Genomic DNA, 15,727 nt, shown 5'->3' with positions numbered 1-15,727 from the left:
AGGGAACGCCCAAAATCCAGTGGATAAATCTGCTTCGCTGATATGGCGTTTTCGTTGTCCAATTAAAAGTTGCGCGTCATCATGTAGTTTCATTTTCTCTATGGAGGGGGAGTTCACATGATTTACACACGATTTGCAGGTGCAATTTTGTTTTCCATTTTGGCGACGCTAGCTCGCGCCCAAACCATCACACCGGACTCCAGCAACGCTTCAGACAATCACGCAGGGCAAAAAGCCGTGAGCAGAGTTACAGGCATCGGCGGCATCTTTCTTAAGGCAAAGGATCCTGCAATGTTGCGGGCCTGGTACAAAACGCACCTTGGCATTGACGTTCAGGCGTGGGGCGGCACGGCATTTCGTTGGGTGGACAGTTCAGGCCATCCAGTCGCGGGGAAAACCGCGTGGCTCATTGAGGATGGCAAAAGCTTCGCTCCAAGCACCGCGTCCTTCATGGTCAATTATCGGGTGTCCGATCTTCATGGACTCTTGATCGCACTCCGTGCTGAAGGATGTGCGGTTTTGGAGAAAACTGATGAATCAGAGTTCGGCAAGTTTGGCTGGGTCATGGACCCTGAGGGCAATAAGATAGAACTGTGGCAACCTCCAGAAGGGCAGTAATAGGGTTATTCCCAATTGCGGGGCCGCAAAACTGCCATTCATAGCCGACGTGACTCTGTCGCGGCCGGCACAGTTCGGCCAGAAACCGACGTTCGGAAAACCTACGAAAGAAGCAGTTATTGTCATAAAAGGAGGTGCAACGTGAGCGTGCAGCTAAACCATACTATCGTCTGGTGCCGCGACAAGCAGAAATCAGCAACCTTCCTCACGGAAATGCTGGGCCTGCAGTCCGCCACGCGCTTCGGACCAATGCTAGTCGTTCAACTCAGCAATAACGTTTCACTCGACTTCTACGAGAGCGATGGCGAGATTTCGTCTCAGCATTATGCTTTTTTGATTGGCGAGGACGACTTCGATCATGCCTTCGCCCGCATCCAAGATCGGGGGCTGCAGTATTGGGCAGACCCTGGCAAGCACCGGGCTGGAGAAATCAATCGGAACGACGGTGGTCGCGGGGTGTATTTTGAGGACCCCGACGGTCATTTCCTTGAGGTCATTACTCGACCTTATGGGGGTGACGTCAGTCGGAGTGAGTGCTCAAGTAATATCTCTGCGCAAAATGGGAAGATCAGTTGAGTTGAAGTCGCAACGATGAGGCCGGATCATTTAAAAATATCTTGATGCAAAGTCTGCTATGGATTAATGGCAGACGTCCGTTTTCGGCTGCAGACGTTCACGCCACGCTCCAATTTGAAGTTGTTCTGCCAAATGAACCATGTCAATATAAATCATCTCTTTTCGGATAAATGCACATGTGCTTATTCACAAAATCGCTGCGTGCGACTACTCCACCATTAGTATTAGCATGGGGTAGCTTAACCGCTCTTTATATATGGGCCGGCTTCCTACCTGACGAATATTTGATTTATGTTCGTGGCATTACCACTCCACAAGCCTATCCGGTAAAAATGATATTGATGGAATCGGGTATTTCGAGCATCGCGTTCGCAATCGTGGCGTGGGGGCTGTCGTCACATTCGTGGTCACGCGTCGCCAAATTTCTTGTTGGTACTGTCATCGTAGGCGCGGTAGGAGTCTTCGCGGGAATGGGGGCAATGCACGCGCCTAGACATTACATATATTTTTCTCTTGGTATGCTCCTTTTAGCTTTTGTTTCTCTTTTGGGAACCTTGTTTTGGATTGCGCTCGGCATCATGTATAAAGTCTCGCATGCAGATAGCGGGCAAACTGGCAGCTAGATACCTTCAACCTGAGCTGTCACAGGTTGCTGCGGTTCGCCAGCTAGCTGTCGCTTGTGGCAGCAATCGGCGAATGCGATCCTTCCACTGAACATATACAGGGACGATGGAGGAGGGAAGTAGGCCCCACGCAGTTAAAATTTCATGCGGAAAATCCCCCACATTTTTGAAGGCATCTATGAAGTCTTATCGAAAAATCTGTCGTTTATTTATTTTACTGTTCGCTGCAATCGCGATTCCCAATGCGCATGCACAGACGAAAATTATTTACGAAAATCATTTCGACAAGGCAGATGTTCCGATCTATAAATCTAGAATTTTTACAGTTCCTGAAAACACCAGAGCAGGCGCCTTTACCCTCATGGGAAACAAATCTTTTCAGTTCATCGATAGTGAAACGTTGGGTCAAATTTTCCCAGGCCAAGAATTTGATGACCACCGGATGTTGAATGAACAAATTGAGGTCGCGACAGATTACGCCAAATATCGAGAGTCATCGGCGGCCGATCCATTTTTTGCAAATCAGCGTGTATGGATGGAAAACGAAGCCGAAGTGCATAGAAAATTGGCAGAGTATACGCAAGGCATCCATGACAAGCTAAAACCATATTTGTTTAAGGTACCAGTGTATTTTGAAGGTACCGGTGCATTTGATGTTCGCTTAAAAGGTAATGTACTTTACGTTTTCCACGGGTCTCTTGGGCACAGTACTCTTGACACGCACTTAGTGCCAATTGTGGTTTTTTCTGAAAGAAACGTAACCGACGTTAAAGTTGATGCAGCTCTCGCAGAATAGATACCATTGATATATTCAAATCATCAGAGATAGCCTGTGAATCCGCCGACAGTCAATCGCCCTGTTCACCATTGACCGATACTTCCCAATCCTCCTCGTCGATACGGCGAATGTTGAGCTTCTGGCCGTCGAACGACAGGACATATTTGATCTGTGTTCCGTATCCTATGTCTTGTGTGTCGATCACTAGGGTCGACCCGTCCAACCAGGTCCCTTTGGCGGCCGGGATATGGCCCGGGTAGTGGCCAGCGAGCGCGGGCGCGCCTTTGCGATAGCGCCCGTCAAGTCCGATCGGCATGTCGTACCTGACTGAAGAGCCAACCGGAAAACTCAAATACTGTTCGTATTCGAAATGCGGACGAGGGCCGGTTAGAAATAGAGACAAGGACCTTAACCCGAGCTCATTGTCTGGAAATTTATAAATCTTCCCCGAGATGGCAGAGGCAATCGCAGGTGTGGGACCGACGGCCGTGGGCTTTTCGATCGCGGCGTCCTTCGTCGCATTGGAAAGCTGTTCGACTGCACTCGGGTTCGGCGGCAGCGCCGATTCAGACTTGACAGCGCCAGACACAGCGTTGATTAGGGCGCCATACCGGACCTGCTTTCTGGCGGTGGTCACCGCCACAATATCCAGATCGGGAAACACCGTGATCAACTGGCCGTCCTTGCCGTTCGCCATGTACACGTGCTTGTCTGGAAATACCCAAAAAAAGTTCGAATAGCTCTGATTGGGATTGTATGGCGCGTGCATGTTCACTAGCGAGTGATTCAAAACATCCGCCCAGCCGCTTGGAAGAAGTTGCCTTCCCTCCCATACGCCATGGTGCAAATACAAATAGCCGATCTTCGCCATGTCGCGCGGCAGTAAGAACAACATCCCGTTTCCGATTGTCAGACCTTGGGGGTCGCGGACCCAATGCCAATCAGCGATGCCTAACGGCGCAAAGAGCTTTTCACGTGCGTAATCCTCGACAGGCTTGCCCGTAAGCCGGGTGATGATCGCGGAAATGAGATTCGGGTTGCCGTCGCCATAGTTGAAAACCTCTCCCGGCGGATGCGCCATGGGACGATCAAGAATGAACTGGATCATATTGGAGGCTCGGTTCATATCCTGCATTGTTTGCTGCTTGCCGCCCATGAAGCCCTGATCCCAATCGAGCCCGGAAGTCATGTCCAGAAGGTTTTGAACCGTGATCGCTTTCTTTCTATCATCAACGTTTGCAATGTGGCGATCGGCGAAGAAATCCAGCATGGGGTGCTCGAGACGGTCGAGCAGGCCGTCCTTGTAGACCATCCCGAGAAGCGTGCCGGTAATCGCTTTTGTAGAAGAGAATATCTCGTGCGGGATATCTCCAGTGTAGGGAGCGTAGTAGGCCTCGGTGACAATCCGCCCATGACGCACAACGAGGAGACTGTCAAAACTGTGGCTTTCCCCGAAGGCGACAAGCTTGGCGAGTGCGGCCGAATCCATGCCTTGTTTTTCCGGTGTGGACGTCAGCCACGCTGTAGTCGGCCAGACCGGTTTGCCGGCATCCTGCACCTGAATCGCTTCGCTGTGAGCGATGGTCGACAGAATCGCCAGGCTCAGTACCGCACTCAGATGGAAAAGTCTTTTGACTTGCATGAGCATCAACTCCCCGTAATGAGTGGCGGGTCTCTAGTGTAGCAATATCTTGAGGCCGCCCCAACGACTGCCTGGAATGTCTGTTTCCGGATATATCGAGGGACTGTTGTGGGGCGATATCAACTACGCAAAAAAAAACGTCACCCGCTGGCTATTTTATGTTCGCCAAAACGAACGTCCACTTGATATGGACGAAACGACACCTTGAATCCGGAAGAGGTGAATTAAGATGCGATCGAGACTGTGGCGATTGAGCAAAAAAGACTCTTATGAAACCCATTACATGGATTGTCATAGCCGTCTGTCTCACGTTGACGGCGTGTGGCGGTAACGACGCTTCACCGAACGGCGGCTCCTGACGCCTTGGGGAAAATGGGAAGTGGTCCAGTAAGTTTCGTTTTTAAAGGGGAGAAATAAGAATGGTTAATCATCGCCTACTTCGCATCTTGCCGGCATGCCTGACCGGCGCTGTCCTGTTGAGCGCATGTTCCAGCATGGACATGGGCAACGCCGGCGCAAAAACCGAGGCTACCGGATCCGCGGGAGGATCCAATGCCGCCAACGCCAATGCCGCGCTCGAACACTGCGACCGTTCGCTCGGCACCATCGCCATCATCGAAGACACGACCGCGCCGTGGTATGGCGTGCTGACCGGCCAGTATAAGCTCGGCTCGACCGTGCCGGTGCTCAAGCTGCTGGTGCAGCAGTCCAACTGCTTCGTGGTGGTCGAGCGCGGTCGCGGCATGACGGCCATGATGGGCGAACGGGCCTTGCAGCAATCGGGCGAGCTGCGTAACAACTCCAATTTCGGCAAGGGCAAGATGGTGTCGGCCGACTACGGCCTCAATCCTTCGATCACCTTCAGCAACAATAACGCCGGCGGCGCCGGCGCCAGCGTCGCCGGTCTGTTTGGCGGCCTCGGCGGTGTGGTGGCGGGGCTGGCAGGCAACATCAACAGCAAGGAAGCCAGCACGCTGCTGAACCTGGTCGATAACCGTTCCGGCGTGCAGGTGGCGGCGGCCGAAGGCAGCGCCAAGAGCATGGATTTCGGCGCCCTTGGCAAGATCCTCGGCAACAGCGCGGCAGGCAGCGCAGGTGGTTATTCGAACACGGCGGAAGGCAAGGTGATCGTGGCGGCCTTTACCGATTCCTATAACAACATCGTGCGCGCCGTGAAGAACTATCATGCGCAAAGCGTGGCCGGCGGGCTGGGCACGGGCGGCCAGCTGGCGGTCCAGGGCGATGGCGACAACGGCACGCCGGCCCCTGTCAAGAAGAAAACGGCCAAGCGCTCGGCTCCCCAATAAATTGTTCAGCGCTGCGGCCTGCTCGCAGTATATGCGGCGTGAGTGCCAGGACTCGCGTATCGCAGACCTGAGCATAGGGCAACGAACCGATTCGACGCGGCGATCGCGACGGCCTTCGATCTGTTCGGAGGGGATGCCGCGATCGGCCAGAACCCTGGACTAGCTCAAGCCTCGTGCCGCGCCAGGGGGATACGGTGCCTGCATCCATTTATGCGATTTACCCGCAGCCTTGCAGCGGCAAATGACTGTTGCCGAAAATCAATTTATCAGCGAAGATTCTCGACGTATGGAGAAAATGGATTTTCATGCACATGCTCCATAGCTGACATCAATTAGCGAGACGTTAGACGCCGCGCTCGGTCATTCGAAGTTGGATTGATAAAAATGCCATGGATCAATTTGATGCTGTCCCTATCTTTAAGTTTAGTACGGTCGACTACCCTGAACGGGACCGGTTTCACGTCTGGGTGAAAGACAACCTCTGCGACTGCAAATTCGACGATGACGGTTACGGTGCACTCGACGCGGAAGCGAGTGGCGCCGCGCTCGGCCCGCTCATCATTTCAGGGCGGCGTTGGCGGGAACGGCCGCGGCCATTCACCTACTCGGTCTATCGCACCGAACGGCGCATTCGGCTGGATAGCCAGGATTCATTTCGCTTTACGCTGCTGCTGGGCGGCCGATTCTTCTGCCGTTCCATGAGCCCTGAATCCGTCAAGCTGCCTGGTGATCTGTTCTTCTACGATGTGGCCCAGATCAACGAATGTACGGTCGAAGCTGGCGACGTGATCAGCATAGTCGTGCCCAGGTATCTTCTGCCGAGCCATGCCGCGCTGATGCACGGTCACACGCTGACGAGTGGCGTCAGCCGTCTTCTAGGCGATCATCTACTTTCCCTGTTCCGCAATCTCTCTACACTGCAACAACAGGAAGTACCCCAAATCGTGCAGTCAACGCTGTTATTGATGGCAGCCGCTGTTTCACCAACGGTCGAGGCAATGCGTGAGGCAAGCGAACCGATCCGCAGCGCCTTGCTTGAACGGATCAGGCACTACATTGATGTGCACTTGCTGGAGCGCGATCTCTCGCCTGAGCGGATCTGTCGAGACATCGGTATATCGCGCGCCAAGCTCTATCAATATTTTGAGGAAGAGGGCGGGATAATGCGGCAGATCAGGCGCAGACGATTGCGTCATGCCTATCACATGCTCGCCGACCCGCAACGGCAGCACGTCCGCATCGCGGAGATAGCCTGGGCCCATGGCTTCCCGGATGAAAAATATTTCTATCGCCTTTTCAAAGCGGAGTTTGGTCATACACCGAAGGAAACGGTAGAAAATCGCTCCGATCCGGTTTTGCTTCCAGGTGGCATTGCGATGAAAAATCAATGGAAAGGAGCCGCTAGCCTTGCCGGATGGACGTTGCCGTTCGGCGTGCTCAATAATTAATTGTTCCCGCAGCAAATGCAAAGAGTACACTGCCAGTAAAGCTTAATAGAGGAATCTATGAAACAGCTCTCTACCCTTCATCGCTACAATCCTCTCTATGCGGGCCTGCTATGCATAGTCGTATTGTTCGCTCTTGTAAAAGGCCTTGCCGTGGCGATTGCCTACATCGTCGGCGCCACTCTCAAGCTCGGCGTGGTCGGGATAGGCGCGTTACTCGTCCTGAAAGTGCTGCTGGTGGCTGGCTGGCTCGCGTATGGGAAAAAGCGCGGTAGCCACTAGAAACGAAATGTCGTGAGGGTGTGCCATGACAATCAGTGAGATCAAAGAAGCGCTCCTTTGGTGTACTGCGATCAACTACGCGTTGCTTCTCATCTGGGCCGGCATCTTCATCTTCGCCCACGATTGGGCGTATCGGATTCTGACGCGCTGGTTCAAGCTCTCACCTGAAACCTTTGATCCAATGAACTTAGGCGGTATTTCTCTCTACAAGCTTGGCATCATCCTGCTCAATCTGGTGCCTTTGATCGCCCTTCACCTGTCGACATAGCAGTGGACTGCATGGCGTCTCGTCGCTCACCCAAACCGGACAAGTCATGCGCGACCGGATGGCCGGCGTTGGAAGCTACAAGCGAAGCAGGCGGCTTCAATGCAGTTTCAGAATATACTGCAATTCGACAAAGCGAGATGGATGATGGCTAAGCGCTTGACTATAGAAGGACGGGTGCAGGGTGTCGGTTACCGCGCTTCCTTCGCCGGCACGGCGCTTGCCCTGGGGCTTGCCGGTTGGGTGCGCAATCGGCGGAACGGCGCCGTGGAAGCCTGTATTGACGGCGATGCGGCGGCGATTGAGACGATCATTCTTTGGGCAAAGCGAGGCCCGCCTGCCGCCCTGGTGCGTAATGTCACCATCGAAGATGCTGGAGAGCTGCTACTTTCGGATGGGTCATTCAAGATTCTGCCGACGCAGTGAAAATATCTTTTGGTAGTTCGTGTCCGTTGCCGCATCGACGTTGTGGTTAACTTGGCTGTAAGTACGCCCTAGCGGTCGCACTGCAGATAACCGTTGATGTTGCTGAAGCTTCCGCTTCTGCAGGAGGAAATCGAGACCGATGACTGTATCCTGCGATTGCCGCTGCCGCCGCAGTTGGCTTCCAGCACACCGTTACGTACGCCGATATCGTTGCAAGATTGCAGATAGCTCCCCGGCGGCAAATCCCTGCTGTTACGGCCATTGTCACGGCTGCCGGAACATTGCAGATTGCCGTTGATGTTTTCGAAATTCCCGCTGCGGCACGAATTCAGTGCCGTCGATGTCCGCACGCTGCCGCCGCCGTTGCCGCAAGTGGCCTCCAGCACGCCATGCCGCACAACGATATCGCGGCAAGACTGCCGATAACTGCCGGGCGGCGTCCAATCGTCATCGCGATACGAGCGGCCACCGTCATAACCGCCATAGGTCGGAACCGGTGTCGACGTATAGCCATAGTTGCCTGAATACTTGCTGTAGCCGCCGGAATAGGGATCTGCGGCACATGCTGTCAGTATTCCCAAGGCAAGCATAGCGATTGCAGATTTGATCATCATGATTCCTTTAAAAAAATGCCCGCCAACTTGTCGGTTGCGGGCATGAAGTCTTTCAGGGAGGGGAGACATTGTCATGGTGAATGACGGTGCCACTATAAAACGAAATCAACTCAATAACATTAAGATACGATTAAGATGGCGGCGGAGATGACGGGAAACATTTCCAGGTGTCCATGAACAGTTGTCGGCAAGCTGCGAGGCCGGTGTCTGGCGACCCGAGGGGCGCAGCACCGCGGCCAGACTTGTGGATATCCGCACCTGGCAGGTGGCGTGAAGGTGGCCGGGCTATACAATATGCACATACGCTCGCATCCGGAATAACAGAAAATCGAAGGAAAACAAATGACAGCAACAGTCCTGGACGGCAAATCGCTCTCGCTGCAAATGGAAGCGGAACTTGCCGTTCGAATACAGGCGCTTAAAGCCAAACTGTCCGGCAAATCGCCTGTCCTTGCGACCATCCTGGTTGGAGACGATCCCGCTTCGGCGACATACGTGAAGATGAAGGGCGATGCCTGCGAACGGATCGGCATGGCGTCGCGCAAAGTCATACTGCCGGAATCGACCACGACCGCTGAGTTATTGCAGGAGATCGATCAGCTGAATGCCGACCCTTTGGTGCACGGCATCCTGCTGCAGCATCCGGTGCCGGAGCAAATAGACGAACGAATTTGTTTCGACCGCATCGACATCAAGAAAGATGTGGATGGCGTCACCACCCTAGGTTTCGGGAAAATGGCCATGTCTGAACCAGCCTACGGATCTTCTACGCCGGCTGGCATCATGCACTTGTTGCGGCACCATGGGATTGCCATCGAGGGCAAGCATGTGGTCGTGATAGGGAGGAGTCCGATCCTCGGCAAGCCCATCGCGATGATGATGCTTAATGCGAACGCGACAGTCGCCCATTGCCACTCCAGGACCCAGGGCTTGGCGCAACTCGTAGGCCTGGCGGATATCGTTGTGGCGGCGCTGAACCAGCCGGAATTCGTTAAAGGCGCCTGGATCAAGGAAGGCGCGGTTGTTGTGGATGCCGGCTATCATCCAGGCAGGATAGGCGACGTCGAGCTGGCGGCCGTGATCGATAGATGTTCCGCTTACACGCCGGTGCCTGGCGGAGTCGGTCCGATGACAATCGCCACGCTGATGGCGCAGACGATTGAAGCCGCCGAAAAATATGCCTAGATACAGGAGATGGTCATGGAGATGAAACGCATCAATGCCGGCAAGCTGCGTGCGATTGGATATGATCCGCGCGAGCGTGTGCTGCGGGTTGAATTCGACGACGGCAGCGCAATAGATTATTCTGGTGTCGGCAACGAGGTCTGGCGCAGGCTGTCGACCTCGGGTGTGGCATGGAGCTATTACCGCGACAACATTGAAGAGGAATTCACAGGCCGTCGCGGTACTGTGCGGAGCGAAAAGAAATCCAGTCCCCTGGACGATCTGTTCAAGCCGGCCGGTGATGATGCAGAACCTTAAGCAGCGTCCAGGCCGGATCGCTGAATTGTTGATGAAGTGTCGCAATGTAAGAGTGGGCGCCAAACGGCCTGCTCGTATTCCCTTGTTATAGATTGATTCGCAACCACTGTGCCGCAGGGCGCAACGGAATTTCCCATCACAGGAGTGAGCGCAATGCTTGTTTATATTTTTCGAGGACCTGGCCGGGTGTTTGGTATGACGGCTGATACAACGGAGAGCAACCTGCCTGCAAAGTTCGCTCCGTGGGCTTTGTTCAAGCCGGTGGAGCTGCGTCGGGACACGCCGACACCAGGAGTCGATTCGGTAGAGTGCCTGGACGACATTGAGAAGCATGGCTTCCACGTCACCGATGCGCACGTTCGCATTACTGACCAGCTTATATGATGCCGGCTTCAATCCGTAGGTTGCCGGCATTCTCGATTGGGGCGTAGGCCCGTTCTGTCGAATCAATCCTGGCGCCGAAGCTCTGGTTTTAGTTAAAGACTTCCTTCCCAGCACGGCTTCGATTGCCGCCGCCATTACAGATCACGTCGGCCAATAGCTGATTCGGCCGCCACCTGTTTTACCTATCCAGATCGCTAAAACGACCACCGCATTCAGCCTGAATGCGGTGGTCTTCTGCGCTTAAGCAGCACATCTGGCGATGTGCCCGACAAGCAGGTCGGGGTGGTCGCCGGAGTCATGCCTTCTTCGATTCCCGATTCCTGGTGAGCGCCAAGCGATTGGTCGGGAAGAGGGTGTTGTAATTTTATCCGGGTGTTATTGACTCGTTATTTATACCCGGGTATTATTTGCTCAACTTAACCAGGGCTGATAGAGGAACAACAACATGACTGCATTAAATCTGAATGCCGGCGCCATGGCGCCCGTCATGGATGAAGTCGACCTTGCCGGATTTTCCGTGAGCGGAACGATTCCGCCGGATCTTGAAGGTGTGCTGGTACGCAATGGCCCGAACCCGCTGAACGGCCGTTTTGAAGGAAACGACGTGCTGTCCTGGTGGCCGGAAGCCGCCATGCTGCATGGCATCTCGTTTCAAGGCGGCCGCGTCAGCGGCTACCGCAACCGCTGGCTGCGTACCCAGCGCTGGGCAAAGGTGCACGATCCGGCGATGGCGCCGTCGCTGCTCGATACCAATCCGAACATCAACCTGCTGCGTCACGCCGGCGAAATACTGGCATTGTCGGAAGGCGGCCCTCCGCTGGCGATGACGGCCGAACTTGACACGCTGGGAGCGCCGCGCCGCCACCTGGGATTGGCGGATGGCATGACCGCCCACCCCAAAGTTGATCCGCAGACTGGCGAACTGATGAGCTTTCGCGCCGACTGGCGCAAGCCGTGGCTGCGCTATGGGGTGACGGACGCCGGCGGCGTGCAAAGCGTCGACCTTGAAATCGAACTGCCGTCGCCGTCGATGCTGCACGACATGGCGATTACCGCCACGCACAGTATCTTGCTTGACCTGAACGTTGCCTATGACTTCTCGATGCTGGCGCGCGGCCATCGCATGCCGTTGCGCTGGCATGAGGAGCGCCAGGCGCGCATCGGCGTGATTCCTCGCCATGGCGGCGAGATGCGCTGGTTTGACGTCGCGCCCTGCTTTATCCTGCATGTGGTGAATGCCTACGACGCCGATGCATCGACGGTGGTGCTGGATGTGGTCCGCTATCCGTGGTACTTGCGGCTGGCGCATGACATCGCGGCTTTCGAGGACAATCCGCTCGGCGTCCTGTGGCGCTATGTCATCGACCTGGAGCAGGGCATTGTGACTGAAAAGCAGCTTGACGATACCGGCATCGAGCTGCCGCGCATCAATGAAAGCCGGACCGGCCGTCCCTATCGCTTCCTCTACGCTGTGGAGCAGCCGAGCAATACAGAGATGCGCGGCGTGCTTCGCTATGATCTCGACGGCGGTGCTGTGCAGCGCTACCGGGTGCCTGAAGGCGACCAGAACAGCGAGCCGGTGTTTGTGCCGCGTCCCGGCGCTTCCGACGAGGACGATGGCTGGCTGCTGGTCTGTGTCTATCGTAGGGTGACGGATAGCAGCGATGTGGTCATTCTTGATGGCCGCCATATCGAGAACGATCCGATCGCGACGGTACGGCTGCCGAGACGGATTCCCGCCGGATTTCATGGAGCATGGCTAGCAAAGAATGACTAAGTTGCAGTGACGGGATGTACATGCAGCGCCGCGCCGTTCGCAGCAAAACAGGCGGCACGCTATTGTTCTCTACGCGCTTCCGTCAGTGCAATGGTCAAGTGCTGCACTTTCTTTCTCAACTGATTGCGTTCTTCGGTGAGCTCGACCACCTGCAACATCAAGCGATGGATTTCGATCTGCTCCGGCGTCGCATCGATCGGCGGCTCTTCCGCTTCCGGTTTGGGCGGCAGCCGGGCTTCACGGACCTGCCTGGCGGCCTGGCGCAGCTCTTTCTTGCCGCCGGTAACCGCCGCGATCTGCTGTTCGCTGGGCAAGGATGCTACGGCGGCCGCGGCGTTAATCGAAATGATGCCCGACTTTACCGCGCCGACCAGCTCCGGCGCAGCCGTCTTCTGGATTTTCTCGATCTGCCCCAGGGTCGCGCTGCTGACCCGCGCGGCGCGCGCCACCGTTTCCCGGGTCCAGGGCGGATCGCCGCCGGACTGTGCCGGACTGGTCGGTTCTGCAGTGGCTGGCCGGCTTTGCGCCTGCACCAGCCGCGCCGCCACGATTTCTTTCTTGCGCAAGGCGAGCACGCCGCGCTGGAAATCCGATACGCTGCGCCGTCCGAGGTGATTGTCGATCATCCACAGGTGGACATCGTCGATCGACCGGAAACTGTCGTTCTGCAGGGTGTTGAAAGGAATGCCGTGCTTCTGGCAGATGCCGTAACGGTTATGCCCGTCCACCAAAAGATCGCCCCACAAGACCAGCGCGTCGCGGCATCCTTCTGCCAGCAAGCTGCGTTCCAGCGCGGCGTATTCATCTTCGGTTAAAGGATCGATATAGGCGCGCAGTTGTTCGTCAATGGTGATGGTCATGGTTTGATGCTGGTTAGTTCGCGATTCGTGATTTAACAATTTTTAACCGATGTAACACGGCGGCCTCAGATGTGAATTATTGCATCAATGATTGTTTCTGAGAAAATTAAAGATATAGTTTGCAATACTAGATAACCAAGGGAGAGAAAGATGAAACGCATCCTCTGTGCGACTGCACTGATAGCATTGAGCGCCGCGGCTTTTATGCCAGGCCAGGCAATGGCGCAAATCGGCGTCAATATCACGATTGGAACGCCGCCACCGCCGCCAAGGTATGAGAGCGTGCCGCCGCCACGCGTCGGCTACCTGTGGGCGCCCGGCTATTGGAACTGGAACGGCAACCGGCACGTCTGGTCCGGAGGCCATTGGGAAAGAGCGCGCGCCGGCTATCAGTACGACCGGCCGGAATGGCGCCAGGGCAGCAACGGCTGGGAACTGCGCCGCGGCGGCTGGCGCCAGGGCGAGGATCGCGGACAGTATCGTGACGACCGCCGCGGCGACGACCGGCGCGATGACGACCGCGGCCGCTACCATTGCCCGCCGGGACAAGCGAAAAAAGGCAACTGCTAGTTCATGCCTGACAAAGCCGCCGATCTGGTGGCTTTTTTCTTTCTGGCTGCATCGCTGCCGCCCAGAATGTCATCCACGCGGTTTTTAACAAGGCCGTTTACACTTTTGCGTCTTCTATATAGTATACCCCCCTATACTATATATCGAGGAAGCCATGGGCCATACCGTCAAAGACAAGCAAAAGCTGCTGAACCGGGTGCGGCGCATCCGCGGCCAGCTGGACGCCATCGAACGCGCCCTTGAAGAGGAAAAGGGCTGCATGGATGTGCTGCAGCAGATCACCGGCTGCCGTGGCGCCATGAACGGCTTGCTGGCGGTGGTGCTGGAAGACCATATCCGCACCCATCTGGTCGATGCCGACGCCCATGACGGCAATCAGGAAGACGCTAAAGAGCAGCTGATCAATGTTGTCCACAGCTATTTCAAGTGAGCCTGCCATGAACGAATTCTACGAGGCACCGTTCAAGGCTGAGCATGATCACGTTTTCCTGGGGGAGGGCCACGACAGCAACGGCCGCAAGACCTGGGCCGTGATTGCGTTGTGCAGCGCGATGATGCTGGCCGAAATCGTCGGCGGCCATCTGTTCGGATCGCTGGCGCTGGTGGCGGACGGCATGCACATGTCCACCCACGCCGGTGCGATGCTGATTGCGGCGCTGGCATATACCTATGCCCGCAAGCACGCCAACGATCCGCGCTTTGTCTTCGGCACCGGCAAGCTGGGCGATCTTGCGGGATTTACCAGCGCTATCATCCTGGCCATGATCGCCATGCTGATCGGCTATGAAGCAATCGACCGCCTGCTGTCACCGCTGCCGATACGTTTCGGCGAAGCGATTCCTATCGCTGTACTCGGCTTGCTGGTCAATATTCTCAGCGCCTGGCTGTTGAGCGGCGATGATCACCATGGACACAGTCACGGCCATAGCCACGGCAGCGACCAGCATGGCAGTCACGACCATGGCGAAGAAGTGCAGTACATTGAAACGTCGGCTGGGGCATTGGCGCTCTCGATTTTCGAGGATGGCGTCCCGCCTGTGTTCCGCATCAAGGCAGAGCGCGGAGCTGCCGGACTGTCGGCGCACGATGTGACTGTCACGACCGTCCGGCCGGACGGCAAGCGCCAGGTGTTCGCGTTCGCCATGGTTGCCGATTTCCTACAGTCCACCGTCGAGATCCCAGAGCCGCACAGCTTCGAGGCGATGGTGACGCTTGCCGATGGCGAACACACGGTCAGCTTTGCAGAACATGCTCACGGAGCGGACGAGCACGGCGTTGACACGCGCGACCATAACATGCGTGCAGCCTATATTCACGTCATCGCCGACGCCGCCGTCTCCGTGCTGGCAATTATCGGATTGCTACTGGCGAAAACCTTTGGCTGGCTCTGGATGGATCCCCTGGCCGGCATCGTTGGCGCCATGGTGATCGCCAACTGGTCATACGGCCTGATCCGCGATACCGGCGCCAACCTGATGGATATCAGCACCGACGATGCGATGGCAGGGAAGGTCAAGGCAGCGGTCGACGCCGCAGGCGACCAGCTGATCGATTTGCACGTCTGGCGGCTCGGGCCAGGCCACTTCGGCGCAGTGGTTTCAGTGGTCACCGAGGAAGCGTTGCGCGGGCCGGATTTCTATCATCGCTTGCTGTGGCGGCTCAACGGACTGTCGCACATCACGGTCGAAGTGCGTACGCTGCGGGCTGCCTGAGCTACGAATGCAAGCGTATCGAGAATCGTCATGGACTTTTTCTCAGGGGCGCGCGAGCATGACGGGTTACATCGTTTGACTGAAAGTGACGGGCTTCGCAAGCGCCACCTGCGTTCCGGGCTGGATGCTGCCGGCCGAGAAGATTGCAGCAACCGCATCGTTTGTGCGCCATGCCGCCGTGAATGGAACAGGCCCACACCGGGGGCAATATCAGCGTCTCAATCCGGGCGATCCGGAATGCGTTATTGTTGCCATACCACCGCGTTATCGACAGCATACAGTTTGCAGCTGACTTTCCGTCTTGAGCAATCAGCGGCAAACTGTACGATGCTCTTCGTGTCTGAAAACGACCGAGGCTGTGTGAAA

At 55.9% G+C, this 15,727-nt stretch carries 19 protein-coding genes; 16 read left to right on the top strand and 3 right to left on the bottom strand.

What is annotated here, in order from left to right; translation table 11 throughout:
- The first annotated feature begins 117 nt into the window (after window positions 1-117).
- The 4 genes from CPter91_RS15845 to CPter91_RS15830 all read left to right on the top strand — a co-directional run bounded on the left by CPter91_RS15845 (window position 118) and on the right by CPter91_RS15830 (window position 2,613).
- Window positions 118-618 (top strand): VOC family protein, encoded by a 501-nt coding sequence (locus tag CPter91_RS15845; RefSeq protein WP_236905830.1) that lies wholly within the window; start codon window positions 118-120, stop codon window positions 616-618.
- Window positions 619-759: 141 nt separating this feature from the next.
- Window positions 760-1,194 (top strand): VOC family protein, encoded by a 435-nt coding sequence (locus CPter91_RS15840; protein WP_061941895.1) that lies wholly within the window; start codon window positions 760-762, stop codon window positions 1,192-1,194.
- 176 nt (window positions 1,195-1,370) lie between these two features.
- On the top strand, window positions 1,371-1,817 hold the full coding sequence (locus CPter91_RS15835; RefSeq protein WP_150119719.1) for a hypothetical protein: 447 nt from the start codon (window positions 1,371-1,373) through the stop codon (window positions 1,815-1,817).
- A 178-nt stretch (window positions 1,818-1,995) separates the two neighbouring features.
- Window positions 1,996-2,613 carry a hypothetical protein gene (locus tag CPter91_RS15830; RefSeq protein ID WP_061941891.1) on the top strand — a complete coding sequence of 206 codons (618 nt, stop codon included), beginning with the start codon at window positions 1,996-1,998 and terminating at the stop codon, window positions 2,611-2,613.
- 52 nt (window positions 2,614-2,665) lie between these two features.
- Here CPter91_RS15830 and CPter91_RS15825 read toward each other — a convergent pair whose 3' ends face one another.
- Window positions 2,666-4,237, bottom strand: a complete 1,572-nt coding sequence (locus tag CPter91_RS15825; RefSeq protein ID WP_167595181.1) for a serine hydrolase domain-containing protein — start codon at window positions 4,235-4,237, stop codon at window positions 2,666-2,668.
- 419 nt (window positions 4,238-4,656) lie between these two features.
- Here CPter91_RS15825 and CPter91_RS15820 point away from each other — a divergent pair, with 419 nt between their 5' ends.
- From CPter91_RS15820 to CPter91_RS15800, 5 genes are all read left to right on the top strand, one after another.
- Window positions 4,657-5,544, top strand: coding sequence for a CsgG/HfaB family protein (locus CPter91_RS15820; protein ID WP_061941887.1), 888 nt, complete (start codon window positions 4,657-4,659; stop codon window positions 5,542-5,544).
- A 389-nt stretch (window positions 5,545-5,933) separates the two neighbouring features.
- Entirely contained in the window at window positions 5,934-6,992 is a 1,059-nt protein-coding gene (locus tag CPter91_RS15815; protein ID WP_061941884.1) for a helix-turn-helix domain-containing protein, read from the top strand.
- 57 nt (window positions 6,993-7,049) lie between these two features.
- On the top strand, window positions 7,050-7,271 hold the full coding sequence (locus CPter91_RS15810) for a hypothetical protein (protein WP_061941882.1): 222 nt from the start codon (window positions 7,050-7,052) through the stop codon (window positions 7,269-7,271).
- A gap of 25 nt (window positions 7,272-7,296) precedes the next feature.
- Complete coding sequence (locus CPter91_RS15805) at window positions 7,297-7,539, top strand: DUF6868 family protein (RefSeq protein WP_061941880.1); 243 nt, start codon at window positions 7,297-7,299, stop codon at window positions 7,537-7,539.
- Window positions 7,540-7,638: 99 nt separating this feature from the next.
- On the top strand, window positions 7,639-7,962 hold the full coding sequence (locus tag CPter91_RS15800) for an acylphosphatase (protein ID WP_231879938.1): 324 nt from the start codon (window positions 7,639-7,641) through the stop codon (window positions 7,960-7,962).
- Between the two features lie 68 nt (window positions 7,963-8,030).
- Here CPter91_RS15800 and CPter91_RS15795 read toward each other — a convergent pair whose 3' ends face one another.
- Window positions 8,031-8,576, bottom strand: coding sequence for a CVNH domain-containing protein (locus CPter91_RS15795; RefSeq protein WP_167595180.1), 546 nt, complete (start codon window positions 8,574-8,576; stop codon window positions 8,031-8,033).
- Between the two features lie 342 nt (window positions 8,577-8,918).
- Here CPter91_RS15795 and CPter91_RS15790 point away from each other — a divergent pair, with 342 nt between their 5' ends.
- The 4 genes from CPter91_RS15790 to CPter91_RS15775 all read left to right on the top strand — a co-directional run bounded on the left by CPter91_RS15790 (window position 8,919) and on the right by CPter91_RS15775 (window position 12,219).
- Window positions 8,919-9,761: a tetrahydrofolate dehydrogenase/cyclohydrolase catalytic domain-containing protein gene (locus CPter91_RS15790; protein ID WP_061941876.1), complete on the top strand. Its 843-nt coding sequence runs from the start codon at window positions 8,919-8,921 to the stop codon at window positions 9,759-9,761.
- Window positions 9,762-9,776: 15 nt separating this feature from the next.
- Window positions 9,777-10,058, top strand: a complete 282-nt coding sequence (locus tag CPter91_RS15785) for a KTSC domain-containing protein (RefSeq protein WP_061941874.1) — start codon at window positions 9,777-9,779, stop codon at window positions 10,056-10,058.
- 153 nt (window positions 10,059-10,211) lie between these two features.
- Window positions 10,212-10,442, top strand: a complete 231-nt coding sequence (locus tag CPter91_RS15780; protein ID WP_061941871.1) for a hypothetical protein — start codon at window positions 10,212-10,214, stop codon at window positions 10,440-10,442.
- 445 nt (window positions 10,443-10,887) lie between these two features.
- The gene (locus CPter91_RS15775) at window positions 10,888-12,219 is read left to right on the top strand and encodes a carotenoid oxygenase family protein (protein ID WP_061941869.1); all 1,332 of its coding nucleotides are present in this window, start codon (window positions 10,888-10,890) and stop codon (window positions 12,217-12,219) included.
- 59 nt (window positions 12,220-12,278) lie between these two features.
- Here CPter91_RS15775 and CPter91_RS15770 read toward each other — a convergent pair whose 3' ends face one another.
- The gene (locus CPter91_RS15770) at window positions 12,279-13,079 is read right to left on the bottom strand and encodes a ParB N-terminal domain-containing protein (RefSeq protein ID WP_061941867.1); all 801 of its coding nucleotides are present in this window, start codon (window positions 13,077-13,079) and stop codon (window positions 12,279-12,281) included.
- Between the two features lie 150 nt (window positions 13,080-13,229).
- Between CPter91_RS15770 and CPter91_RS15765 the strand changes: the two genes are divergently transcribed.
- The 3 genes from CPter91_RS15765 (at window position 13,230) to dmeF (ending at window position 15,361) form a co-directional block, all read left to right on the top strand.
- Entirely contained in the window at window positions 13,230-13,649 is a 420-nt protein-coding gene (locus CPter91_RS15765; RefSeq protein ID WP_061941865.1) for a YXWGXW repeat-containing protein, read from the top strand.
- 154 nt (window positions 13,650-13,803) lie between these two features.
- Window positions 13,804-14,079 carry a metal/formaldehyde-sensitive transcriptional repressor gene (locus CPter91_RS15760; protein ID WP_061941863.1) on the top strand — a complete coding sequence of 92 codons (276 nt, stop codon included), beginning with the start codon at window positions 13,804-13,806 and terminating at the stop codon, window positions 14,077-14,079.
- Window positions 14,080-14,086: 7 nt separating this feature from the next.
- Window positions 14,087-15,361 (top strand): CDF family Co(II)/Ni(II) efflux transporter DmeF, encoded by a 1,275-nt coding sequence (dmeF, locus tag CPter91_RS15755; RefSeq protein WP_061941861.1) that lies wholly within the window; start codon window positions 14,087-14,089, stop codon window positions 15,359-15,361.
- Window positions 15,362-15,727 lie beyond the last annotated feature (366 nt).

Origin of the sequence: Collimonas pratensis, assembly GCF_001584185.1 — a bacterium.
In the GTDB taxonomy this organism is placed as follows: Bacteria; Pseudomonadota; Gammaproteobacteria; order Burkholderiales; family Burkholderiaceae_D; genus Collimonas; species Collimonas pratensis.
This window is presented reverse-complemented; position numbering and strand designations above follow the sequence as displayed.